Raw genomic sequence first — 23875 nt, 5'->3', positions numbered from 1 at the left:
TTAGTTTGCCAAAAGACACTCTGAGTAGATCAACTTCTTATACTGATAGGTATTGAGCCCAGAAAGTCTGGGCTCATGGTTACCTGCTCAGATGAATAGATGGTATTAGATCTGCTGCTCTAAGGTAAAGTCGAGCTGTACTTGTTGATTAGATTGGATAACCGCAACCCCTTTTTCCATTTTAGGCTTATATTTCCAGTTTTTAATTGCCTGAATGGCAGCCTTATTGAAGATGCGTTTTGGGTTTGCTTCTAGTACTTTAACGTTAGTGACTGTGCCCATCTTAGTAATATCAAACCCTAAGATAACGTAGCCCTCCTTGCCATTTTGTGCTGCACTTATCGGATATCTTGGAGATACCTGAACGATTGGGAGCGCTTCTGATGTGATCGAATCTCTGTTGTATTCAGTGGATAGCGTCGGCATCTTGATGGTTTCAATTGTCTGTGCTGTTATTCCTGTATCTGTTCCTGATACTGTTCGTTGCGGAATAGTGGGCTCAACAAGCTCCTCTTTCGGTTTGAGTTCGATCTGTTTCTTAATGGGCTCTTTATCTTTGATAATTGGCGCTATTTCAAACTCAGGAACTTGAACGGTTTCTATCTGTTGTGGGTGTTCGGCATCTATAATTTTCGCCATAAATGCAAATAGAGATAGGGTGATAACGGCTGCTACTAGAGCTATTGATGTTCTTCTTAAAAGTGAAATCGATATCATAAAAGTATCCTTACTCAAGTGAAGTCACTTAAATATTGTTACCATTTATTTCCTTTCTTGGCTAATAAAACAGCAGAATATTTTCCTATTTCGATATCTTTTCTTACAAATCTGAAGTTTTCGGAACCTTAATTAAGGTGAGAATATTGAGCGTCCATTGACTGCAAGGTTTCAGATCCTGTTCTATATTTTTAGCATATAGAATACTCGGCGATCAGGAGATAGATGATGGGAACAGCGGCTTTATTGAATAATATAGATAAGCTTCCACGTTTACCTAAAGCGGTGAGCGAGCTGTTGGATGTGGTCAATGATGAGCAGGCTTCAATTGGTGAAGTTTCTGAAAAAATCTCTCGTGATCCTCTGGTGAGTGCAAGAATATTACGCTTGGTTAACTCTGCACACTATGGCCGTAGCAGGGAAGTTGGTTCTATCGATGAAGCAGTAGTGAGACTTGGGCAGCAAACCCTAAGAACTTTGGTGATCGCTTCGGCTGTTATTGGGACTATTCCCACGGTCGCTGGGATTGATATCGGTCAGTTTTGGGGGAGAAGTTTTGAGGTCTCACTCTATGGTCAGGAGTTCGCTAAGCGTTGCGGTGCAGATCCTGAAACTGCATTTACCTGCGGGATCCTCCATGATATCGGTGATCTCTTGATTGCAATTACGGAGCCGGAGAAAGCATCGCAGATCCAAGTTTCTGTCGCCAATGGCACCGATAAAACCAAGATTGAACTTGAGCTCTTAGGTTATACCTCCTCAGAGGTGGCTGCACTACTGGCGCAGAACTGGAAATTTTCGTTGGAATTAGTGCAAGGGATTAAGTTTCAAAAAGCACCTAAGGAAGCTGAGCCTTTCTCCTTTCAAGCCGCCATATTGAACCTCTCCCATACTATTTTGCTTGAATGGGATGGTGTTGAGGCAAGTGAGAAGACATGCTGGTTATCTCAACAAGCAACCTCAGCAGGATTAAAGATGGAGATGGGAAATTTGAGTGAAAAACTCGAAGAGTTGAGAGGCAAAGGCTTTGAGATTGCTAAGCAGTTAACTTGAAAACTTAATCTTTTTATTGGTTTTATTATCATTAAGTTCTCTGTGCTCTACGGCCTATTTTCCATTGCAATATTACGCATCTGAATCAGTTCACTGTGTTTTAGGTAAAGCAGCTCTGCAGTACGACGAATTATCTGATCCTCATATCGACAGAGTTGGCCATCGGCATAGGCAAGCTTCCACATCGCCAGTATCAATTTCTGTTTCTGCTCAACACTGCATTGCTCATTGATCTCGCTGGTAAACTCATAAAGTGAGGTGGAGTTTCCCTGTATCTTGGTGGCTTCCTCTATAAGCTCTTCGGCCTCTGATTGAGTTAAAGAGAGTGTATCGGTCAACATAGAGGGGAGTAGTTTAGCCTCTTCATTTGAGAGGGTCTCATCGGCAAAAACCACTTCAAGTAACAAACTCACTGCCGCTAAATTAAGCTGGCGCGTCTGCTCTTCTGGGGTGACGGCTTGAGAGTGTGAGGTGAGAAACTGTTTTAGTTTTGCGATCATAATTAGACCCGCCAATGAGTGATTCTACAAATAAGCTTATACGTTTAGAGTAAAAAAAGGGAGGTGAGTTCATCCTATCTTGATTAATAAAAGTTAATACCAATCCTATAGGATAAACTCAAATTAGCGATTAAATCCTTACAAAATAGCGCTTAAGCCTTTCATAAGGAGATCGCTGGTGCCTTCACCCGCATTGGTATCTAGGTAACCTTTAACTATGTTTACCATAGGAGCTGCAAGCTCTTTGGAGATCCCAAGCTTTTCGAAAGCATCGTAAACTTCAGCTCCGCCCTGAAGTGATGCACCCAGATCGCCAGCTTTTGAAAGCAGTCCAGACATTCCTGAGTCTTTATCAACTTCAGGTGCAGCCGAGAGTAACCCCTCAATACCAGGAATCGCATTGGCTATGGGACCAAAATCATCTCCACCAAGGGTGGATTGTGCTAAAGATAACAGGCTGCCAAGTCCGCCCTCTGCTTGAGATTGATTTAGATCGAGTTGAGACATCACATTGCTTACAAGATCAGTGCCTTGGGTCTGAGTGACAGCAGGTTTCGCCTCCTCTTTGCCGAAGAGATCGTCAAACCAACCCGCTGTTGCTGGTGCGGTTAGTAGAGTGCTACTTATTAGTAAGCCAAATATAGCAGATAGTTTCATTTTTCCGGTTCCTGTGGTGTATATATCCAGTCGTGGCAGACATTCTAGCTTTTTTAACATAGGTATTGCATCAATTTTAACAATCAGTCCCCATCGATTTTACGTTATGTAGTTCACCTAATGTTCAATTCCCCTGTGCAAAAAAACTGATTTTTGGGTATCCTATTTGGCCTATTAATATATTTACTTTTATCTATTGGAAACTCCCATGCCATTGTCCGCGATATTTACCGAAGCTTATAACTTCTTTCGCAATCATATTAGTCAGTTAGCAGCGCTTACCGTACCTATTTTATTTGTTCAAGTTGGTATTCAGTTATGGCTGGGAATGGAGATGGCTAATGCAGATATGGAAAACCCGCAATTTGGCGGCATTCATATGGCTGCTGTGATGGCACTTTTATTGGTTTTTTCGCTACTCATCGCCTCATTAACTATCTTTTTGGAGATTCGCTCACAAGGTCATGAGGCGAATACGGCCCTGATCCTTAAAACTAGTTTGAGTTTTGTACCAGGTTTACTGCTTGCTGGTGTCTTTTCTGGTTTAGCGATTCTTGCGCCTGTTATGTTATTTGCAGCCTTTGGTCCTCTCTGGTTAGTGGGACTGACCATGAGCATCTATATCTTTGCCCGTCTTGCCTATGTGAACTTTATGGTGGTGGTTGAGCGTTTAACTCCGCTGGAGGCGATTAAGGGAAGTTTTAAATTCAGCGGACCTATCGCATTTAAAACCTTGATGGTGTTGATGCTTTATATTCCAATCTCTCTCATTGGTGGGTCACTATCATCGCTGGCTCAATCTGTTGGCTTCCCTCTACAGCTGGTTGTTGAAGTGTTTGTGGCGTTTATCGGCCTGTTCGTTAATGTTGCTCTGTTTCGCCTGTATATGGTTTCACGCCCTAACGTGGAAGAGCAGGTTTAGAAGTCAAAGTGAGCTTCTGGGCCACTGTTCCCAGGAGCTGGATGCTCTGGAGTGTCTGTTTTGCTAACTGATGTCGAATTCGTTGCTCGTTTCTCACCTGAGTTGGGTCAGGATTATCGTGTTGCAAAAAGTTATGTGACCGATGTACCAACCCAAGCACTGCTTCAAATACGTAGTCTTACCCATAAGCTCACCGAGCTGCTGGCCCTACCTATGGGGATTACTTTTGATAGTCCTAATCTTTATGACAGAATTGAGACCCTAAACAGTAGGCGGGTTATCAATGTCCGTGTTACAAGGGCGATGCATAAGCTGCGCGGGGATGGGAATCGTGGGGCACACCCAGAAAAATACCACCTCACTTCTGAGCAGTTACAGCAATTAAGCGAGAAATCTATAGAGAGAGTGTTGAGTTTAATCGAGTCTCTCTTCGTTCAAGTAACGGGAAAATCGCTTCCCAAATACCACTTTGAAGCCTTCGACTCTTTGGCCGGACGGGATCTCTGCTACCGAGCGGTGATGGAGTCGGATCCCCAAGCTCAGTACCTTGTGGGAATGTCGCTCAAGACGCGAGCCTTGATGCAGCGAGAGCAAGAGCTGGCTCTAGGTGATGAACATGATGAAAAGGGAGCTGAGCTAGGCTCCTCCTCTGAGACCCTTAAACAAGCGGAATATTGGTTTGGCTTAGCATCAACAAGTGAGATGGATGCTCGATATGAGTATGGTGTTGCTAAGATCCATGGCTACAGCGGTGAACCTGATGTTATAGCCGGAGAAGAGGCGATAGCCCAGGCGGCCGAAGCGGGAGTTGTGAATGCCATGGCGCTGCTGGGTTACTTCTATCTCGTGGGAGGCAAGAGCTTAGCTGTCGACAAGAATAAGGCGCTTGATTATCTGCAACGGGCCGCCGATCTTGAGCAATCAGAAGCGATGGCGAATCTTGGTGTACTCTATTATCAAGAGGGTGCATTGACTCAGGCTTATCAATTTATTGCTAAAGCGGCTCAGGCAGGTTTTCCTCATGCTCAATACCATCTGGCTTTAATGCTCGCCAGAGGTGAAGGTTGTGAAGTCGACCCCCTTGGGAGTGAGCAGTGGATGGCGGAAGCGGCTGAACTTGGTCAGGTAGATGCCATGTTCTCCCGTGCGCAATCCATGCTAAACGATGATAATGCATTTGGAACCGATCTCTCTCAAGCTGAGCTTTATCTTCGTGAGGTGATCAAGTATGGACATAGTGTGCCGGCAATGATTGAGCTTAGTATCGCCCTTGCTGATGGAGTATTGGGCAGAATTGATGTGGTTGGAAGTGCATCCTTGCTCAAGTTGGCCCGTGAACATGGCAATGAGCATGAGCTATCTGTGATCTCCCCTCTGTGGCACTCACTTTCTCAGCAAGTTGAAAATGTGATTGCGGTGACTAAGAACAAGGCTGAGTTGGTTGCGTTAAAGCGGGCACAAGAGATACTGGCTTAGCTTCATCATATTCATGTTGAAAAAGTCAAACAAGTATTGCATGCAATATCCTAAATGATTACATTAAGCTTTCATTTATCATGGTCGTAATGGCCGAGAAAGAGGCTATTGTGAACAGAACCTTCGATAATCAGCAGCTTGATGATATTGCCAAGGATTATGTCAAACTGGTGCTTGCTGTTGGCTTGCATGATGCTAGCTATGTTGATGCTTACTATGGCCCTGAATCTTGGCGTGAGGCGTGCAAGCTGCAACCATTACCGTCACTTAAACTCAATGTTGCAGCTCTGCTAGATAGCCTTGGTGCTCTTAATTTTACTGGCGAGGGGAGATGTTTGCTTGAGCGTCAGGAGTTCTTGAGTAAGCAGCTCGCCTCGGTTGAGTATTACATTAACCACCTGTTGGGGAGTGAAAGCTGTTTTTCCGTTGAGTCAATAGGCCTGTATGACACCCAAGCTGAGATCTTCTCTCCTGAGAGCTTTCAACCTGTGCTTGATGATATCGATAGTTTGTTGCCCGGCAGCGGAGAGCTAACAGGGCGCTTCGATACCTATCGGGCACAGTTCATTGTGCCTGAACATAAGATCCCTAAGGTGTTTTCTGCCGCGGTTGAAAAGTCCCGTGAGCTCACTTCGGCCTATATTAACCTGCCTGAAGATGAGAGCTTTCGTATCGAGTTTGTCAATGACAAGGTGTGGAGTGCTTATAACTGGTATCAGGGAGATTATCAGAGCCTAATTCAGCTGAATCAAGATCAACCCCTCTACCTAGAGCGTTGTATGCAGCTTGCCAGTCATGAAGGCTACCCCGGCCACCATCTATTTAACCTCCTACAGGAGAGAGAGCTGGTAAGGAAATCTCACTGGCCTGAATACGCCATTTATCCCCTGTATAGCCCGATCTCTTTTCTTTCTGAGGGAAGCGCAAACTATGGCTTGAGCCTTATCATGTCAGATTGTGAGCTGATTGAATTTGAGCGTGATTATTTGATGCCACTGGCTGGAATGACGGGAGATATTGAGCATTATCATAGGGTATTAAGGTGTTATAAGCAGCTGGTACACCTAGACAATACGGTTTGTCAGCAGTTGACCGATGGCGAGATTTCACCAAATGAAGCTGAGAGCCTCTTGATCCAGTTTGGCTTGTACTGTGCATCCCGCGCTAAGCAAAGAGTCAAATTTTATCAAGCAAATAGAGCCTATGTGATTAATTACAATCATGGTGAGGATAGTGTTGCGCGCTGGGTTGAGCGAGGAGGAGCAGATAAAAATGAACGCTGGAAGCGGTTTGAATCCTTACTAAAACGACCATTAATGGCTTCGCAATTTGTGAGTTAACACAATAGGTTTGGTAAAACGAAAAACGCCTGCCAAGGCAAGCGTTTTAGTGTTATCCATAGATATATCTAAATATTAACTAGGATCGTGTTCAAATGTGCGCCCTTGATGGGGCTTAGCTTGTTGGCGCTCAGTGCCAAACCTCGCCTCTTGAAAGGGACTCTGCTCTTGAGCATTATCAGATTGGTAGAAACCACTCTCTTGCTTTGCTTGACCCGCTTGGGACTGTTGTTGACGGAAGCGAGCAAGCTGCCTCTTCATAAAGATACGGCCAAATAGGCTAAGTAAAATAAAGCTGATGGCGCCGATTAACAGTACGAAAGGAAGCGCGATTAAGGTCAGTGTAATAACAGCGAGTCCAATGGCAAACGCCATCCAGCCTCTGGCACCGGAGAATCTAGTCTGGAAAGGTGATTGCTGAAATTGGCTATAGATCATAAGAGCTCCAAAAAATTAACTGATCCCTAGTTTGCATAAATTTTAATCTAAGATCACGTTAATTTCAGTTAACCTAATCGATTTTCTGTTTCTATTCAGGAAAGGTTCAGTCTTTTATTGTCTTTTTTAGTCTCTATTTCGTGTGAAACTTGTGCGTCTCGCTTAACTAAGCAGCATATCCTTCTGTCTAAAGACTGATTTTAGTCAGAATGCTACTTTCTCGAATGGGTTTATGGGATCATATTATACGGCTTCGCCGTAAAAGCTAATTTAGCGTTATGGGGCTTATATTGATTGGTAGTCGCTCCATGTCCGTTCGTTAATCTCACTTATCTGCAGATAAATTATGAAATCTCACTCGCTTAAGAAAAAAATCTTGTTTTCTGTCGTTATCGCACTCTCGCTAGTGATCGTTTTGCTCTCTTGGCAAAGCTATTTGAGCCAGAAGGAGCAACTACAGCAGAGCAGTCTAGAGCAGGTTCAGAGGCTGGGGAGTCAACAAGCCCATAATATTCAACAGTGGTTTGCTGTTCGTGAAAACATAATCAAAGCCTTAGGCTCGCAATCTCTGTATAACCCGCTTAACCCTTTAAAGCAGGCACAGGTATCGGGAGAGTTTGAGCTGACCTATTTTGGTTCAAACGATGGCGTGATGTATGACTCAGATCCATCGATTAACCGTGATGGTTATGACCCTCGCAGCCGTGGTTGGTACCGGGAAGCGATGAATCAAGGTGGCTTAATTGTGACTAAGCCTTATGTTGATGTCGCTTATAATATTCAGGTTGTGACGCTGGCACAGTCAACCACAGGTGGTGTTGTAGGTGGAGATCTGCCGATCGCGGGCATTGTCGATGATATTGAGCGCATGGCGCTCCCAGCTGATGGCTATGCTGTGCTAATGCACAAAGATGGTACCGTTATCGCTTATAAAGATACGGGTAAAGCGATGCGCCCAGCTTATGAGATTGATAATGAACTATCACATGGATTGCCAGCGATGAGTCAATCAAGCAATGCTTTCACGCCAGCTTACTTTGAAAGTGAAAGCCGCGAAAAGTTACTCTGGGGCGTGACTATTCCTGATACCGATTGGGAACTGGTATTGGTGTTGGATAAGCAGACACTTGAAGCGCCGTTATCTTCACTCTTGATTAAGCAGTTAGGCCTGTCTCTTATTATCTTAATTGCCAGTGTATTAGCTATCTCTGCGTTGGTGAATATCTTGCTGGGGCCACTCTCCAAAGTGTCACAGGCGCTGGCTAAAATTGCCGATGGTAATGGCGATTTGACCCAGAGAATCGAGGTAGAAAGTCGAGATGAAGTGGGCGTACTTGCTGAGAGTTTTAACCGCTTCGTAGGTAGCCAACATGAACTTATCACTCATATTCGTCAGTTGGCAACTGAGCTGGATCTCGATGCTGAGCGAAGCCTAAACACGAATCAGGCTGCTGTACAGGAGTTGCAGAGACAGCAGCAGGAGGTGGCCATGGTTGCCACCGCGGTGACAGAGATGGCCAGTGCCACGCAGGAGATTGCATCAAATGCCGAAAATACAGCCACGGCTGCTCAGCAATCCTCATCGAGCAGTGAGCAGGGAAAGAATCAGGTTGATCAGACACGTCACTCGATTAACTCTCTGGCCAGCGAAGTGACTCTAGCAACGGAAGTAATTGGTGATCTTAGTCAACATGCCCAGTCAATCTCAGGGATCTTGTCGACGATTCAAGGGATAGCAGAGCAGACTAACCTGTTAGCACTCAATGCTGCGATTGAAGCTGCCAGAGCGGGAGAGCAGGGGCGCGGATTTGCTGTGGTAGCTGATGAGGTACGTGTATTGTCTCGTCGAACTCAAGATTCAACCCAAGAGATCCACGCTACCATAGATACCCTGCAGCAGATGACGGCACGAGCGGTACAGCTGATGCAAACCAGTCAGGAGTTGGCGGGTAATAGTGTGAATGATGCCGATGAGGCAGCACTGGCATTAGAGGAGATAACTCAAGCTGTGTCACTTATCTCTGATATGGCGGGACAGATAGCGACAGCGGCAGAGGAGCAGACTCAGGTGACCGCTGAGATCACCCAAAATACCATAGCGATTAAAGATGTCACCGATGATATTACTGGTTCGGCCATGGATACATTGGAGCATGCTCAACAGCTTAAGCAAAGAGCCAATGATTTAAACGCTAAGGTCGCCACTTTTATTCTATAAAGTAGTAAAAGTAGTATTAGATGAGCCTGATATCAGGCTCATCTTTAGTTAAAGGCCTTGGCCACACTCTTACAAATAGTCTCTCTAACCCATCTGTGCCCTGGCTCCTCATCATTTCTCTCATGCCACAGCAACACATAAGCTAGTGGAATAAACTCAAACGGCAATGCCAACTCCATGAGTGGATATAGCTTTATGGCATGTCGAGCAAAGCTAGAGGGGAGTGTAAAGATAAGATCGCTATGGGCACATACACTTGCTGCGCCGTAAAAGTCAGGCACTGTGGTACTCAATCTGCGTCTATGCCCCAGCTCGGCGAGATGATAATCCAGCGCCCACCAGTCGTTACCTTCACAACGTACTTGCACATGAGACATCTCAAGATAGACCTGAAGGTCCCACTGCTTTGCGGCTACGGCGGCAAGAATAGGGTGCTCCTCTCTAACAAGGCAGACCTGATGGTCGGTAAACAGGGTTTGGTGCGCGATACCATCTGGCAAGTGATCTATCTGGAAGTCTGATTGGGGATGGAGATCTCGCCCTGATATTCCAAAATCTATCTGACCACTCTGAAGTGACTGTATCGATTGCTCCATCCACACATAACTATCCAGCTTTAGGTTAGGAGCATTATTGAGAATAGGCCCGATAAAGTAGGGGAGTAAGGTCTCATAGGCACTCTCTACCATGGCAAATGAGAAGTGACGATCACTGCTTGCGGGCACGAAACTAGGAGGTTGTGTGAGTTGATAGAGTCCCTGCAGCATATCGGGTAACTTAGTGCCGAGCTGCATGGCGTGTGAGGTGGGCTTGAGTCCGTGGGATGTACGAATAAACAGAGGATCGCCAAGGGCTTCGCGCAAACGATTAAGGCTCTTACTCAATGCCGATTGACTCACATGAAGACGGCTAGCCGCACGAGTCACGCTTTGCTCTTCAAGTAGCACCTGCAAAATAACCAGCAGGTTAAGATCTATTCTCGATAAATTATCTAAACTCATTAGATATTCCTAAAAGGAAATTCATTCTTGAAATTATACCATTTCTGTTCATAACATGAGTCAGTTAAAATTTCTCTATTGAAAATTGTTCCATCTTGAGAGAACCCATGCGTCGTAATCTGTTACCTATCTTAATGTCTATGGTGGTGTTAAGTCCTTTAGCCATCGATATCTATCTACCCTCTATGCCTGCTATGGCCACTGAGTTTGCCGTGTCTGCCAGCGATGTGCAGTCAACTTTAGTTCTTTTCCTGTTTGCGATGGGTGTGGGTCAGATAGTGATAGGTCCCTTAGCGGATCGTTTTGGTCGTCGTCCAATCGCACTGGGTGGTGTGTTGTTGTATATCGCCAGTAGCATATTGGCTGCTGTTGCTATGGAGTTCCACTGGTTACAGATAGCAAGGGTACTACAGGGGCTGGCTGCTTGCTCCACCTCGATAGTGGTGTTTAGTGCCGTTCGCGACTGCTTTACGCCTAAAGAGGGAGCCCGTTACTATAGTTATCTCAATGGGGTTATCTGTGTTATTCCGGCATTAGCGCCTACATTAGGTGGCTTACTCGCTCTGCAGTTTGGTTGGCGTTCAACCTTCGTATTTATGACACTTTACGCCATTGTGATGATGATCTTGATTGGCTATCGCCTTCCTGAAACTCGTCCTGCCAATACGGTAACGACTGGCCCACTCTATCGTTGGTCACGCTATCAGCCAGTGCTTGTTGAGCCTCACTTTGTTTTCTATGCACTGTGTTGTATGGCTGGTATGGCATCAATTTTAAGCTATGTTTCATATGCACCTGTTTGGCTTATCGATAATTTGGGCGTATCAGAATTGACCTTTAGTGGTCTGTTTGGACTCAATGCGGTCGTTAATATCGCAGCCTGCTTTGCAGCGCCTATGGTGATCAATCGATTAGGTAACCGTCCGACTGTAATACTGGCTCTGGTTACTATGCTAGCGTCAGCGCTTATTCAAGTGTTATTGCAAGGAGTTGGGCCGACTCAAGGCTTAGCGGCTGCATTTAGCTTTATGTTACCTATGATGTTGCTTTGTATTGGCTTTGCTCTTTTATTGGGTCCTGCAACTAGCATGGCACTGGCAGCCTTCGGCGAGCGAGCGGGAACGGCAACGGCGATATTAGGCTTTATTCAGATGAGTGGCGCTTCCTTGATCGCCGGTCTAGTACAGCAAACGGAGCTGACCGCTCCCTATGCGGTCGCAGTTGTGATGGGCGCCTTGACTTCTGGCTTACTTATTGTGATGGCGATGTCACGCTTCGATCACTGGCATCAAGAGCAGTACGCTCATTAAGTTAGAGATAGAGAGCGACTTTTAAGTTTAAACGAGACACCCTTTGCCCGCTGACTGCTAACCACAGGAAGTGGGCATTTTTTTGCTCACGTTAATATCACTTTCTTATATTGATTGGTATAAACTGTCGACATTCATGATTGATAGAAGAGAGTGCTGTGGCGCGTCCCGTTTGCCCTAAATGCCATTACCCATTAAACGCTTGTCTGTGCTCGAGTATTGAACGGATGCAGGTATCGACAGAGCTGATTGTGCTGCAGGATCCTAGTGAAGTGGGCCATGCTAAAAATAGTGTACGCTTGATGGAGTTGGTGATCCCCGAGACACAAGTTTATGTGGGAGAAACGCCGCAAGATTTTCAAGCATTACGTCACTATCTTGATAGCTGTGGTAAGCCTATTTTTCTGGTTTATCCGTCGGATTCGAGCTCTGATGTTGCCGAGACAAGTTTTACCGATCAAGCTGTACTACTACTGCTGGATGGTACCTGGCGAAAAGCCTATAAACTGCTGCAGTTAAATCCTTGGTTACAGAGCTACCCCGCGCTGCATCTAGATCTGACATCGGCATCCAATTATAAGATACGCAAAGCCAGTAGAGCGGACAGTCTATCGACATTGGAAGCGGCGGCCATGATGCTGAAAGCCATTGAACCTGATCTGCAGATCACCCCGTTAACCAACGCCTTAGACGCTATGGTTCAGCAGCGTATTCGCTCTATGCCTCTAGAGGTAAGAAAACGCTACGAGTAAGGTCTGATTGGTTTATACAATTGGCGTTACTGTGATGTATATCAGTCTGTTATGAGTGAAATAATATTCTGATCACGCTTATTTTAGATTAAATAGTATCTAATATAAGGAATCATCTGTATGACAGGTGATGTGAAAGCTGTGTTAGTTAACTGTCCATGCAGGGAGGCAGTACCAGTAATTTATTAGTGGCTACTGACACAGCTTTCCCTCTTTAATAAAACAGTCTTTATCTTAGGGCTAAGCTGTTTTGTCTCTGGAGAAGTTATCTAAAGTAAACTTAGCCGCATCTTCTGGATGTCCGAAGAAGAAACCTTGGCCAAAACCTTTGCCCATCTTCTCTAATATCTCTTTTTGCTGCTGGGTTTCAACTCCCTCAACAACAAAGCTGATATCCAATGCTTGAGCTAACTGTATCATCGCTTGGCAAAGTTCTTTACCTTGCGGCTCACTGAGTCTTTGGGCAAAGCCTGCATCTATCTTTAAGCTGTCAATGGGAAGGGTGCCCAGCTTACTTAATGATGAGAGTCCGGCACCGAAATCGTCAATGGCGATACTGACACCAAGCGCTTTGAGGGCGAGTAAGGTTTTTGTCACGGTCTCAGGCTGCCTTAATAGGGCAAGCTCGGTAATTTCAAGCACCAAGGCTTCGGCTGGTAGTTTACTGGATTGGAGTACCTGTGTGACTTGTTGTACAAAGTCATGATGTTCAAGCTGCATCGGCGAGATATTGACGCAGACTTTCAGATCAGGTGAGTACTTTCGCCACTCTAGCATCTGTTCACAAGCCAGCTGCATAGCCCACTGACCTATAGTGATAAGTAGGCCTGTCTCTTCAAGCAGGGGAACAAAGTCACTGGCATTAATCACTTTACCATCGGGCTTTTGCCATCTTAACAGTGCTTCAACGCCTATGAGTGAGTTGCACTCTAGATTGACGATGACTTGATAGGCCAGCTTAAACTGATCTAGGTTATGGGCATGGCGCAATTCACTTAGCGTGTGGAGCTTCTGTTCAGCCTCTTGATGCATTTTTTTATCGTAAAAGAGTAGGTGGCTAGGACTCTTTTTGGCGCTGTACATCGCAGTATCTGCAAGGCTTAGTAGCTTATCTGCGTGGTTACTGTGCTCTGGAAACAGCGCAATACCAATACTGGTGCCCAGATAGAGCTTTTGATCGTCTATTTCGAACGGAGTATCAAATAGAGACATGATCTGCTTAGAGAGCGCCTCTATCTCCTGGCGGCTTGTGCAGTTTTGCACGACTAAGGTGAACTCATCGCCACCTAAGCGGGCAATCTCAGCATTTTCGATACAACTGGCTTCTAATCGAGCCGATACCAATTGCAGTACCTTGTCACCGGTAGCATGGCCAAAACAGTCGTTAATGTTTTTAAAGCCATTGAGATCGAGAAACATCACAGCCCCAAGTGTATCGGGACTCATTTTTGTCTGTTTTATCGCTTGATTTAGCAGCTTTTTGAGATGGAATCGATTAGGTAGCCCTGTGAGGGAGTCGAACATAGCTTGTTCGGTGAGTTTACTCTCCAACTGCTTTTTAGAGCTGATATCACTAAAGATGGTGACAAAATAGACCTGATTTTCAACCGTGAGCTTACGGCAGCTTTTCCAAGCTGGGAACTGCGAGCCATCAGATCTGAGCTTCCACACCTCTCCTTGCCAATTACCACGCTCCTCAATGGCTTTGTTATACTCGGCTGTTACGTTCAGTGGGTGATCATCGATATTGATAAGATCTGTTTTGCTACCGATCAACTGCTCGCTACTATAGCCACAGATACGACACATGGCTTTATTTACCGCAAGGATAGAGTGAGCACTATCTGTGATATACACAGCTTCCGCATTATCTTCTAAAATCAGTGACATCAACTCTTTTGGTAGCGTATCTAAGCCGTTGCTGGCTTTGACTCTGGTTCGGCTACGTCGATTTTTCGATTCAAATTGTGCAATGAGCACATTAAGCTTATCGAGCTTAAATGGAAATAGAGTTACCTTAGTGGGAAGGTCTGTTCCTTGTCGACTAATGTAGTGCCAGTTGAACTCTGTGATATCGCCTTTAGACGCTTGCTCTATCATCTGTCGAGTATACTCTACGCTGCTTCGCCCTGATGATTGAATGCGAGGCGAGAAGTCGTACGGGCTAGCTTGAATAAAGCCATCTGATTGAGTTTGAAAATAGGATAGCGCGGCCGAATTAGCACCGATAAATTGATGATCTTGAATTAAGGCTAATGGAGGTGAATCTTCTTGCTGCCAAAGATTAAGTTGGTAAATTAAGCTTGGCTTACTCGAAGTAAGCTTAGACAATAAAGTGGACCACGATGTCATTTTAATGCTTCCTAGTCACAAGTCCTATTTCCTATTATTTGGAAATTTAGGCCAAAATTCAGTGATGCATGCAACGTATTTATTAGAATAAGATTGATTTAGTGTTAAAAGTAACCTGATTTGTTCTGTATAACAAATGGGAATACCTGTTTTGCATCTGCATTATCGATAAAAAGCAGATTAATCATCTATGGTTTATGGGTAAAACACTCTCTTTATACATCTTTTTGAACCGTTTCGGGGAAACTTATTCAAATTTCGTTTTATGTATAGAGTTAACTAAGTTTAAGATTATATTACTATTTAGGAGAGAAAGATGGAGTTTTCGATCAATAATTGGCTTAAGTTATTCCCAGTATTAATACTCACAACTTTGTTTTTTTCCAGTACGTTGCTGGCTAAAGATAAATTGAGCTTAAGTGAAAAAGCCGATGCGGCGGATAAGCTTTCACAAGCTCTTGAGTCAGAGCAGCTACAGAAGGCGAAAGAGGCTGCTCGTGATACCCAAGCGCGGGAGAAGAAGATTTTAAAGCGGCAGGAGTCTGGGGATTGGGAAGCTGAGCAGAGAGAGAAAGCGCAGAAACAGTTTCATGAACGTGAGTCACGTCAGGATAAGTACCTTAGAGAAGCCAAAGAAGCCGCAGCGAAAGAGCGAAAAATTCACAAACCTTAACCTTATACTGATTGGTATTATTTATTAACTGATAGGAGATATTGTGAGTCTATGCCCCCTATGTGAGTGTGATGAACTCTCTCACTTTCACCAAGACAAGAAGAGAGTTTATCTAAGGTGCGATAATTGCCATCTTGTGGTCGTGCCTAAACACTATCTGCTGTGTGATGAGCAGGAGAAGGAGACTTATGATCAGCATAGGAATGATCCTCAGGATATGAGGTATCGCGAGTTTCTTGGCAGAGCCGTTAATCCACTTTTTAGTCAACTACCACAGGGAGCTGATGGGTTAGATTTTGGTTGTGGTTCGGGTCCCACAATCAGTGTGATGGCAGCCGAAGCAGGCTTCGCGATGGAAAACTATGACCTCTATTATCACAATGTCCCACAAAATCTAGCACGCACCTATGACTTTATTACCATGACCGAGGTGATTGAGCATATTGCCGAGCCCAAATCGCTGTTAATGCGCTTAGAACGACTGCTAAATCCGGGTGGGATCTTAGTGGTGATGACTAAGCTTGTAGAGAAAGAGATGGAGTTTGGCCAGTGGTATTATAAGGGAGATCCAACCCATATCTGCTTTTACTCAATGGAGACCTTCGATTGGATCGCTAAGCAGTTTGGTTGGCGTTTAGAGACTGTCGACTCAGATGTGGTCTTTTTTCATAAACATTAGTTATAGCAGTCATCGCCTCTCACTTAGGTGATGGTAACGGCTTTACACTATCCTCAGCTTTTCTCGAAAGTCACCACCGCCCTTATTTGAGTGGCTTTTGTCAGCATTCAGTTACAATCTTATCTTTATTTGCAGCTTGATTTTACACTCTATTTACCTTCTTATATGGATTGAATTTTAGGCAAGGTTAGCCTCTGCTGAGTGGCGCTGACCTTGTAACGCTATAAATGACAATAACAATTCATAAGGGATTATAGTGATGAACAGATCTGACTTGATTGCGGCATCTAAGCAATTACTGCTAGCTGGAGCGGCACTCTCCTGTGCTTTCGGGGTGCAAGCTGATAGCGAAATCGATGTAAAACAACTTTCCCAAGATATCGAACATCAGGTGATCGAATGGCGCAGGGATCTGCATCAACACCCTGAACTCTCTAACCGAGAGTTTCGTACCAGTAAAGTGATTAAGCAACACTTGGAATCATTAGGTTTAGAGGTGACTAGTAATATTGCTCATACCGGTGTGGTTGGCATATTGAAGGGGGGCAAACCCGGCCCCTTAATTGCGCTGCGCGCTGATATGGACGGATTGCCTGTTAAAGAGGAGGTGGATCTGCCTTTTGCCTCTAAAGCCACCGACACCTATAGGGGTCAAGAGGTCGGTGTTATGCACGCCTGTGGTCACGATACCCATGTTGCAATTTTAATGGGAGTGGCACAAAACCTAGTGAAGATAAAAGAGCAGTTAAGCGGTGACGTGATGTTTATTTTCCAGCCTGCAGAGGAGGGCGCGCCAGCAGGTGAGGAGGGCGGTGCTGAGTTGATGCTTAAAGAGGGGCTGTTTGCCAACAGAAAACCGGAAAAGATATTCGGTCTCCATGTTACCTCTAGTATGCCAACAGGGATGATCGGCCTGCGTGCTGGACCTGCCATGGCAAGTGAAGACTCCTTTACTATCACAGTTAACGGTAAGCAAACCCATGGTTCTCGTCCCTGGAATGGTGTCGATCCTATTGTGACCTCGGCACAGATCATCAATGGGGTGCAGACCATTGTCAGTCGTCAGGTTGATGTGACAGCAGCGCCTGCTGTTGTCAGTTTTGGTGCCATTAATGGTGGCATACGCTCAAATATTATTCCCGATGAGGTGGAGCTGATAGGCACAATACGCACGTTCGATCAGGATATACGCGCGGATATTAAGTTAAGACTCGCTAACTCTGCAACCATGATAGCGCAAAGCATGGGCGCTTCGGCGACAACAAAAATTGACCAAGGTTATCCTGTGACGGTCAATAACCCCGAGTTGGTAGCACAGATGAAGCCTGTTTTGGCTGGTGTGGTAGGTGATGAGATGTTGATTGAGCCCGGTTTGATCACCGGAGCGGAGGATTTCTCCTACTATGCGCTGGAAACCCCTGGTCTATTTTTCTTTTTAGGGGTCACACCTAAGGGGACTGATCATACGACGGCACCAAGTAATCACTCGCCTCGATTTTATGTTGATGAGAGTGCGTTAGTGGTGGGGGTTGAAGCCTTGACCCAGCTCGCGGTGACGTCCTTGTAGTAAGTGGCGATAAATTTTTAGATATTGATGAATAAGGGAGTAGCAGATGATCGGTCGATTAACTGGGCTGGTGATGGCGGCGGGAGTATTGTTTACTTCAGCGGCTGTACAGGCAACTGAAGCGAAAGATATATCTAGCTTTACGCTGGATAATGGCATGAAAATAATGGTGTTGGAGGATGCGTCAATTCCCAATGCAAACATGTACCTATTTTGGAAAGTTGGTTCACGTAATGAGGTACCTGGGATCACAGGTATCTCCCATTTTTTTGAACATATGATGTTTAATGGTTCAGAAAAATATGGACCCAAGATGTTTGACCGAACCATGGAGGCAGCCGGTGGCGCCAATAATGCTTACACCACAGAGAACTTAACGGTTTATACCGACTGGTTTCCTTCAAACGCCATTGAAACGATTTTCGATCTCGAAGCCGATCGTATCGGCAAGTTAGATATCGATGCCAAGATGGTGGAGAGTGAGCGCGGCGTGGTGGCATCTGAGCGTCTCACAGGTTTGGAAAACTCTAACTGGCGCACCCTGCAAGAGGAGCTAAAGGGGGCCGCTTTTAGGGCGCATCCCTATAGCTGGTCTGTGATTGGCCATGAGTCTGATATTGCAGCTTGGAGCTTAGACGACCTGGTTCAATATCATAAAACTTACTACGCGCCGAATAATGCGGTTGTGGTTATTGCGGGTGATGTGAAGTTGGCGGAAGTGAAAGCTTTGGCTGACAAATACTTTGCGCCTATTCCTTCACAGGCACCACCTAAAGAGGTGAAAACAGTCGAACCACTGCAGAAGGGTGAGCGTAGGGTGTTTGTACAGAAAGCCTCTGTCAGTACACCAAATGTGATGTTGGGCTACCATGTTCCAGCCACCTCTCATCAAGATTACTATGCGTTAAATCTGCTCTCTAATATTTTATCGACAGGCAATAGCTCACGACTTTACCAATCTTTGGTTGAGAGGCAGTTGGCATTAGAGGTGATGGCTTACCTGCCTATGGCAATCGATCCTAACCTGTTTTATGTTATGGCTGTGGCAAATTCTGGGGTGACGGCTAAAGAGTTAGAGCTGAATCTCATTGCTGAAATTAACAGAGTTTCCCGTGATGGCGTGACTGAGCAGGAGCTTGAAAAGGTAAAAAATATTAAGTTGATGGAGTTCTATCGTTCGATGGAGACGATTAACGGTAAGGCGAATACGATCGGTACTTATGAGCTCTATTTTGGGAGTTTTGATAAGCTGTTTAATGCGCCAGAGGCTTATAACAAAGTCACCACCGCTGATATTCAGCGAGTTGCACAAACCTATCTACGCCGTGCAAATCGCACCGTTGCTGTTTTAGCCGCTACAGAGGAAGCTGATGAATGAACACGTTAACTAATCTATCTAATCGTTCAAACAAGCTGATGGTTGCAATGGCGCTGGGTAGCATCTTGATGTTGTCGGCTTGTACTAGTACGGCTCCTAACAAGGTGGTCGATACCGGAAGCTTTAATGTTCCAAGCTACGAGCAGTATGTGTTAGACAATGGTTTGACCCTCTATCTTATGCCGCAAAAAGAGGTGCCACTTATTACCGTTAATGCCGTTGTCAGGGCGGGAGCCGTCAATGATACTACTGCGGGTGTTGCCAGTATGACGGCAAAGAGTCTGTTATTGGGCTCGAACGGAAAGAGCAAGAGTGAAATCGAGTTGATGGTCGATTTCTTAGGCGCTTCTATTGATGCTGGTGCGGGTAAAGAGGGGAGCTACCTGGAAGTCGATTTTATGGCAAAAGATAGCGAGACTATGTTACCTCTTATTCAAAACCTGCTGCTCTCCCCTAATTTCGATAGGAAGGAGTTTGAAAAGCTCCGCCAGCGTGAGATTGGTGGCCTATCTCAAGCTAAAGAGAGCCCTCGCTCTGTGATTAGCCGCTACTTTGATAAGCTGATCTTCGGTAAGCATCCCTATGGAAATGTCAGTTCTGGTAATCGCAGTTCACTTGCAGAACTTGAGGCTTCACAGTTAAGGGCTTTCTATAAAAGCTATTATCAACCTTCAAATACCGCCATTACCTTAGTGGGTGACTTCGATGCCGCCCAGATGAAGGCTAAGATAGAGGCACTATTTGGTCAGTGGAAGGGGTCAGAGCCGATTGTTAAAGCTGAACTAAAGTCAGCGCAGCCTAAGTTAGATAAGAGTCAGGTTTTGTTGGTGAATAAAGGCGATGCTGTTGAGTCGACCTTTCTTATTGGCGGCAAAGGGATCGCCAGAGATAACCCAGACTATGTTGGCCTACAGGTGATCAACACTATTTTAGGGGGCAGGTTTACCTCCTGGCTCAATGATGAGTTAAGGGTGAATGCAGGTTTAACCTATGGTGCCCGTTCAGGTTTTGTTGCTTATTCAGAAGGTGGAGTATTTAAAATCAGCACCTTTACTAAGACTGAAACCACTAAAGAAACCATAGATCTGGCGTTAAAAACCTATGCTAGATTATGGGAAACTGGGATCGACCAACAGACGCTGGACTCGGCAAAAGCGTATGTGAAAGGCCAGTTCCCGCCTAAATATGAGACCAGTGGTCAATTAGCAGGCTTACTCTCAGATATGTACCTGTATGGTTTTGATGACAGCTTTATCAATGACTTTCAATCCAACGTAGATGGCCTAACTTTAGCGGAAACTCAGAGGCTTATTGGGAAGTATTTCCCTCAGAAGAATCTGCAGTTTGTCTTAATCGGTAACGCCGAAAAAATTAAACATATTGCAAGTGAATATGGCGAAATGACCCAAGTGGATATTGAAGCGGTTGGATTTGGCGGCTAATGATGACTCATTGCTAGCTGTTATCAGCTAGTTGTAAGAGAAGGCTTGAAGTGATATCGCTTCAAGCCTTTTTATTTTTATCAGTGATATTTATGGATCCTGTTATTTCTGCTTTGCTGTTCTACACTTTAATTCAAAGAGATGAAGGATTGGAGAAAGACGTGGTAACTAAAAGCTCAGATAGTATGTTTGAGAACATACACGCTTTCGAAGGTGATGATGCTATTGATTGGTGTCATATCAGGGAAAGTATAAAAGTATTGATATTAGCCATGGCACAGATAGAGCTGTCATTGACCGACGGTGAACATAATGTGACTAACTTGGGAGCACTGTTTACCGATATGGCTGACCATCTTGGTGAGGTAAATGAGTTCCTATCTACCCATAGCGATACTCCCGTTCTCGTGATGGCACATAGCACCATTTTGGTGGATAAAGTGAATGAGGGAGTGGTGGCTTTTCAGTTCTACGATCGTATATCACAACGTCTTCAACATGTGATCATGGGCTTAGCTTTGATGGAGGAGGTGCTAAGCAGTAAAGAGCGTCGTACATCTCAAGATGCATGGAAGGAGCTGCAGGAGGGGATTCAGAAGAGTTATTCTCTTGACTGTGAGAGGAAGATGTTTGATCTTCTTCTTAAAGGAACGCCTGTTCATGAAGCATTAAAGCTTTATAAAGAGGAGTATCAGCAAGAGGCTGAAGATGATATTGAGTTGTTTTAAATACGGATTACTTTGCTGTTTATTTTTATGTTTCCCCATGACGTCATGGGCCGAGAGGGCAAATTTTAACGAGTTTTGCAGTGCACTTGATGGCCAGTGGCAGGGAAGTTCGGCTAAGCCAAAACAGAAACCGGTCCAGACCAAGATTAACGCTAACTGTTCAGATGATCGACGTCAGCTCATTTTCACCGTCAACCCCAGTGCTAAGCATCCTTTAAGTGAAACATGGTGGTTTAGGGCTAGGGGAGAGGCCATCTCTCTTATCTATTTTGACGGCGTTGATGAAGACAAGAGTCAGCTATTTAGCCTGTATCATCATCAAGGGAGTTATTCCTTGTTGGGAGAGGGAGAGTTGAATAGTCGTCCAGCAATGATTCAACTCAGATTCGATCAAAAGGAGGTTGGCTGGCTCTGGTTGCAAAATATCCAATACTTAGATGATGACACAGATAGCTACCTCTTCTATCGAGGAATAGAGATGCTCCCAGCCGCAGAGCAGTGAACTACTTTAAGCTAAAATGCTTAGACCGCCCCTTCAAATCCTAACTGTCTCCAAGCTTCATAACTGATAATCGCCACGGCATTGGAAAGATTCAAACTGCGACTGTTAGGTGTCATGGGGATCTTTAGTCGCTGACTGGTTGGCAATGACTCTATGATCTCAATGGGCAGGCCGCGAGTTTCAGGGCCAAATAGCAGCACATCCTCTTTTTCAAAACTCAGCTCAGTGTGATGACGGCTGCCTTTAGTGGTGCAGGCCATAATGCGCTTACCTTCCATAGCCTGTAGAAAACTCTCAAAATCTTTATGACGGGTCACACGAGTGAGATCATTATAATCAAGACCTGCTCGGCGCAGTTTCTTTTCCTCCAGATCGAAACCTAAAGGCTCGATGAGGTGCAGCTGACAGCCGTTGTTAGCGCAAAGACGAATAATGTTACCTGTATTTGGAGCTATCTCTGGCTCATAGAGTGCGATATGAAACATGCGGATCTGCCTATAAATCTGCCTATAAAATAATGAGCCGTGATTATACGTAAAATATGGGATAGATCCCATATCAGGGTTTGTATCAATTGACGTATCTGTTTATATTTCATCGGTGGAATCGACCTTGCGGTAAATGGGGTAAAACAGGTATGGATCTCGCTAAACTCTCACGGATCAGCATGAAACATCTGATCACCCTGCATGTCATGTTAGACACCTTAAGTGTAACCGCCAGTGCCGAGCGACTATGCTTAAGCCCGTCATCGGTCAGTAAAACCTTAAGCCAGTTAAGATTGAACCTAGATGATGAGCTGTTCTATCGTCATGGCAACAAGTTGGTGGCAACACAGTTAGCCCGCCGTTTAGGCCCCGCAGTGCATCAGATCATCAACGACATGAATCAGATCATGACTCAGGAGGTTTTTAATCCGGCGGTATATGAGGGCAGCTTTTCTCTGGCGATGCGTGAGAGCACCTTTGAACTGCTTGCGGCCAAATTGAGCGCCCATGTGCTTAACTTAGCTCCGAATATTCGTTTGGATATCCACTCTAAAAATACGGTTGGTTTCGATGGACTGGTAAAAGGAACATTGGACTTTATTATCTTACCCCACGACTTAAGCCAACCTCCTATCGCCCGTAACGAGTTAGTGTGGGAGGCGCTGATTAACGATGAGATGGTGTGCTTAATGAGTGCTTCGCACCCACTTGCTATTAAGTCGAAGCTCTCTATCGATGATTACCTAAACTACAGTCATGTCGGTATTAGCGATACCGATCTCAATACCCCATTCTTTGAGATGCAACTTGCGCAGCAAGAGTACAGCCGAGCCGTGCCCATATCTGTGGCTGATTTTGGTAGTGCTGCTTTAATGTGTCACCACAGTGAACTGCTGTTCACTTGCTCTCGACGTTGGGCTGAAAACGCTTTTCAAGCTGATGGGTTAGTGACTAAGCCTCTGCCCTTTGATTATGGTGAGGTCGCTTATAGTTTGGTGTGGCACAGGCAGAGTATGAATGACCCTGCATTGCGTTGGCTGTATGAGCAGATAGTGGGGTTTACCATCAAGCTGAGAGCCTTCGAATGAAGGCTTAATACATTCTTTTGTTTTAGCTTCTGGCTGGTTTGTCATTTGGAAATGTGTTTGAAGCTTGCAACTTCAGTTATCAACTCAACAAGAGTTGTGCTGAAGCATACAAAAATGAGTCTAATTCTAAATACGAGTAAGTCTTACTTTGACCCAATTTTGAAGAAAGTTTGACGTAGGTCACATTTTTTTGCTAGGGTGAACTTAGCAGTTTAGGTCGAGGTTTTCATTGATATAACGAAGACTCAATCAACTGGGAGTTCGTCATTAGCCCGCTCCGCTGGCTGAGCCGGATTCGACAGTGCTGAGGCATTGCTATTAGAAGCTTCGACCGGACTACTTTTCAATCCGACTCTTGCGAACACTATCGGATACCAATAAAGCTACCCTAGGGTAACTTTGATAAGCCTAACAAGTCTGCATTCATGTTAGGCAAAAAAACAAAAAAGCATCCCACAGGGATGCTTTTTTTTGTTTTCAGCCCTAAACCACCTACTTCAGTAGGTGGTTATCATCAATTAGGCTTTGCCTGAATATCTACTCATGTTAATTGAACTCTAACTTTTAGCGAAGTAATAGAGGATAAAAAACATG

22 protein-coding genes are annotated in these 23875 nt (G+C 45.0%); 15 read left to right on the top strand and 7 right to left on the bottom strand.

Annotated features, from left to right (window positions below; all coding sequences use genetic code 11):
• Positions 1-105: 105 nt before the first annotated feature.
• Entirely contained in the window at positions 106-717 is a 612-nt protein-coding gene (locus K0625_RS16685; RefSeq protein ID WP_220110730.1) for an energy transducer TonB, read from the bottom strand.
• 228 nt (positions 718-945) lie between these two features.
• Between K0625_RS16685 and K0625_RS16680 the strand changes: the two genes are divergently transcribed.
• Positions 946-1770: an HDOD domain-containing protein gene (locus tag K0625_RS16680; protein ID WP_220110826.1), complete on the top strand. Its 825-nt coding sequence runs from the start codon at positions 946-948 to the stop codon at positions 1768-1770.
• Positions 1771-1817: 47 nt separating this feature from the next.
• Here the strand turns inward: K0625_RS16680 and K0625_RS16675 are convergent, their stop codons facing one another.
• A complete protein-coding gene (locus K0625_RS16675; RefSeq protein ID WP_220110729.1) occupies positions 1818-2270 on the bottom strand; it encodes a tellurite resistance TerB family protein in 453 nt (150 codons plus the stop codon).
• A 138-nt stretch (positions 2271-2408) separates the two neighbouring features.
• Positions 2409-2927 (bottom strand): DUF2780 domain-containing protein, encoded by a 519-nt coding sequence (locus K0625_RS16670; RefSeq protein ID WP_220110728.1) that lies wholly within the window; start codon positions 2925-2927, stop codon positions 2409-2411.
• A gap of 208 nt (positions 2928-3135) precedes the next feature.
• Between K0625_RS16670 and K0625_RS16665 the strand changes: the two genes are divergently transcribed.
• The 3 genes from K0625_RS16665 (at position 3136) to K0625_RS16655 (ending at position 6665) form a co-directional block, all read left to right on the top strand.
• The gene (locus K0625_RS16665; RefSeq protein ID WP_012322898.1) at positions 3136-3849 is read left to right on the top strand and encodes a hypothetical protein; all 714 of its coding nucleotides are present in this window, start codon (positions 3136-3138) and stop codon (positions 3847-3849) included.
• Between the two features lie 60 nt (positions 3850-3909).
• Entirely contained in the window at positions 3910-5325 is a 1416-nt protein-coding gene (locus K0625_RS16660) for a tetratricopeptide repeat protein (RefSeq protein WP_220110825.1), read from the top strand.
• 110 nt (positions 5326-5435) lie between these two features.
• Positions 5436-6665, top strand: a complete 1230-nt coding sequence (locus tag K0625_RS16655) for a hypothetical protein (protein WP_333473865.1) — start codon at positions 5436-5438, stop codon at positions 6663-6665.
• 75 nt (positions 6666-6740) lie between these two features.
• Here K0625_RS16655 and K0625_RS16650 read toward each other — a convergent pair whose 3' ends face one another.
• Positions 6741-7103: a hypothetical protein gene (locus K0625_RS16650; RefSeq protein ID WP_220110726.1), complete on the bottom strand. Its 363-nt coding sequence runs from the start codon at positions 7101-7103 to the stop codon at positions 6741-6743.
• A gap of 346 nt (positions 7104-7449) precedes the next feature.
• Here K0625_RS16650 and K0625_RS16645 point away from each other — a divergent pair, with 346 nt between their 5' ends.
• Positions 7450-9321 carry a methyl-accepting chemotaxis protein gene (locus K0625_RS16645; protein ID WP_220110725.1) on the top strand — a complete coding sequence of 624 codons (1872 nt, stop codon included), beginning with the start codon at positions 7450-7452 and terminating at the stop codon, positions 9319-9321.
• Between the two features lie 44 nt (positions 9322-9365).
• On the opposite strand, the gene K0625_RS16640 is transcribed toward K0625_RS16645, so the two are convergent.
• Positions 9366-10322, bottom strand: a complete 957-nt coding sequence (locus K0625_RS16640; protein ID WP_220110724.1) for a LysR substrate-binding domain-containing protein — start codon at positions 10320-10322, stop codon at positions 9366-9368.
• A 107-nt stretch (positions 10323-10429) separates the two neighbouring features.
• On the opposite strand from K0625_RS16640, the gene K0625_RS16635 reads away from it, so the two are divergent.
• Both K0625_RS16635 and K0625_RS16630 read left to right on the top strand, forming a co-directional pair.
• A complete protein-coding gene (locus K0625_RS16635) occupies positions 10430-11632 on the top strand; it encodes a multidrug effflux MFS transporter (protein ID WP_220110723.1) in 1203 nt (400 codons plus the stop codon).
• 158 nt (positions 11633-11790) lie between these two features.
• Positions 11791-12384, top strand: coding sequence for a tRNA-uridine aminocarboxypropyltransferase (locus K0625_RS16630; RefSeq protein WP_220110722.1), 594 nt, complete (start codon positions 11791-11793; stop codon positions 12382-12384).
• Positions 12385-12624: 240 nt separating this feature from the next.
• Here K0625_RS16630 and K0625_RS16625 read toward each other — a convergent pair whose 3' ends face one another.
• On the bottom strand, positions 12625-14736 hold the full coding sequence (locus K0625_RS16625) for an EAL domain-containing protein (RefSeq protein ID WP_220110721.1): 2112 nt from the start codon (positions 14734-14736) through the stop codon (positions 12625-12627).
• Between the two features lie 316 nt (positions 14737-15052).
• Between K0625_RS16625 and K0625_RS16620 the strand changes: the two genes are divergently transcribed.
• From K0625_RS16620 to K0625_RS16590, 7 genes are all read left to right on the top strand, one after another.
• Positions 15053-15409 carry a hypothetical protein gene (locus K0625_RS16620; RefSeq protein WP_220110720.1) on the top strand — a complete coding sequence of 119 codons (357 nt, stop codon included), beginning with the start codon at positions 15053-15055 and terminating at the stop codon, positions 15407-15409.
• Positions 15410-15452: 43 nt separating this feature from the next.
• On the top strand, positions 15453-16088 hold the full coding sequence (locus tag K0625_RS16615; RefSeq protein WP_220110719.1) for a class I SAM-dependent methyltransferase: 636 nt from the start codon (positions 15453-15455) through the stop codon (positions 16086-16088).
• 259 nt (positions 16089-16347) lie between these two features.
• Positions 16348-17655 (top strand): amidohydrolase, encoded by a 1308-nt coding sequence (locus tag K0625_RS16610; RefSeq protein ID WP_220110718.1) that lies wholly within the window; start codon positions 16348-16350, stop codon positions 17653-17655.
• Between the two features lie 46 nt (positions 17656-17701).
• Complete coding sequence (locus K0625_RS16605; protein ID WP_220110717.1) at positions 17702-19033, top strand: M16 family metallopeptidase; 1332 nt, start codon at positions 17702-17704, stop codon at positions 19031-19033.
• Positions 19030-20475 carry a M16 family metallopeptidase gene (locus K0625_RS16600; protein ID WP_220110716.1) on the top strand — a complete coding sequence of 482 codons (1446 nt, stop codon included), beginning with the start codon at positions 19030-19032 and terminating at the stop codon, positions 20473-20475. Before K0625_RS16605 ends, K0625_RS16600 begins: the two co-directional genes overlap by 4 nt.
• Positions 20476-20567: 92 nt before the next feature.
• On the top strand, positions 20568-21203 hold the full coding sequence (locus tag K0625_RS16595) for a hypothetical protein (protein ID WP_232847147.1): 636 nt from the start codon (positions 20568-20570) through the stop codon (positions 21201-21203).
• The gene (locus tag K0625_RS16590) at positions 21184-21705 is read left to right on the top strand and encodes a hypothetical protein (RefSeq protein WP_220110714.1); all 522 of its coding nucleotides are present in this window, start codon (positions 21184-21186) and stop codon (positions 21703-21705) included. The genes K0625_RS16595 and K0625_RS16590 overlap by 20 nt, the downstream gene beginning before the upstream one ends.
• Positions 21706-21725: 20 nt before the next feature.
• On the opposite strand, the gene trmL is transcribed toward K0625_RS16590, so the two are convergent.
• Positions 21726-22190, bottom strand: coding sequence for a tRNA (uridine(34)/cytosine(34)/5-carboxymethylaminomethyluridine(34)-2'-O)-methyltransferase TrmL (gene trmL, locus K0625_RS16585; protein ID WP_220110713.1), 465 nt, complete (start codon positions 22188-22190; stop codon positions 21726-21728).
• 152 nt (positions 22191-22342) lie between these two features.
• On the opposite strand from trmL, the gene K0625_RS16580 reads away from it, so the two are divergent.
• A complete protein-coding gene (locus tag K0625_RS16580) occupies positions 22343-23281 on the top strand; it encodes a LysR family transcriptional regulator (protein WP_220110712.1) in 939 nt (312 codons plus the stop codon).
• Positions 23282-23875 lie beyond the last annotated feature (594 nt).

The organism is Shewanella nanhaiensis, from assembly GCF_019457885.1.
GTDB classification, from domain to species: Bacteria; Pseudomonadota; Gammaproteobacteria; order Enterobacterales; family Shewanellaceae; genus Shewanella; species Shewanella nanhaiensis.
The sequence above is the reverse complement of the archived record's forward strand: the minus strand, read 5'-3'. Positions and strand labels throughout refer to the sequence as shown.

Coding starts and splice junctions, on each gene's coding strand:
- K0625_RS16610 (WP_220110718.1), top strand. CDS start 16,348: ATGAACAGATCTGACTTGATTGCGGCATCTAAGCAATTACTGCTAGCT.
- K0625_RS16670 (WP_220110728.1), bottom strand. CDS start 2,927: ATGAAACTATCTGCTATATTTGGCTTACTAATAAGTAGCACTCTACTA.
- trmL (WP_220110713.1), bottom strand. CDS start 22,190: ATGTTTCATATCGCACTCTATGAGCCAGAGATAGCTCCAAATACAGGT.
- K0625_RS16680 (WP_220110826.1), top strand. CDS start 946: ATGGGAACAGCGGCTTTATTGAATAATATAGATAAGCTTCCACGTTTA.
- K0625_RS16635 (WP_220110723.1), top strand. CDS start 10,430: ATGCGTCGTAATCTGTTACCTATCTTAATGTCTATGGTGGTGTTAAGT.
- K0625_RS16675 (WP_220110729.1), bottom strand. CDS start 2,270: ATGATCGCAAAACTAAAACAGTTTCTCACCTCACACTCTCAAGCCGTC.
- K0625_RS16645 (WP_220110725.1), top strand. CDS start 7,450: ATGAAATCTCACTCGCTTAAGAAAAAAATCTTGTTTTCTGTCGTTATC.
- K0625_RS16625 (WP_220110721.1), bottom strand. CDS start 14,736: ATGACATCGTGGTCCACTTTATTGTCTAAGCTTACTTCGAGTAAGCCA.
- K0625_RS16620 (WP_220110720.1), top strand. CDS start 15,053: ATGGAGTTTTCGATCAATAATTGGCTTAAGTTATTCCCAGTATTAATA.
- K0625_RS16595 (WP_232847147.1), top strand. CDS start 20,568: ATGGATCCTGTTATTTCTGCTTTGCTGTTCTACACTTTAATTCAAAGA.
- K0625_RS16640 (WP_220110724.1), bottom strand. CDS start 10,322: ATGAGTTTAGATAATTTATCGAGAATAGATCTTAACCTGCTGGTTATT.
- K0625_RS16590 (WP_220110714.1), top strand. CDS start 21,184: ATGATATTGAGTTGTTTTAAATACGGATTACTTTGCTGTTTATTTTTA.
- K0625_RS16685 (WP_220110730.1), bottom strand. CDS start 717: ATGATATCGATTTCACTTTTAAGAAGAACATCAATAGCTCTAGTAGCA.
- K0625_RS16650 (WP_220110726.1), bottom strand. CDS start 7,103: ATGATCTATAGCCAATTTCAGCAATCACCTTTCCAGACTAGATTCTCC.
- K0625_RS16605 (WP_220110717.1), top strand. CDS start 17,702: ATGATCGGTCGATTAACTGGGCTGGTGATGGCGGCGGGAGTATTGTTT.
- K0625_RS16600 (WP_220110716.1), top strand. CDS start 19,030: ATGAACACGTTAACTAATCTATCTAATCGTTCAAACAAGCTGATGGTT.
- K0625_RS16580 (WP_220110712.1), top strand. CDS start 22,343: ATGGATCTCGCTAAACTCTCACGGATCAGCATGAAACATCTGATCACC.
- K0625_RS16665 (WP_012322898.1), top strand. CDS start 3,136: ATGCCATTGTCCGCGATATTTACCGAAGCTTATAACTTCTTTCGCAAT.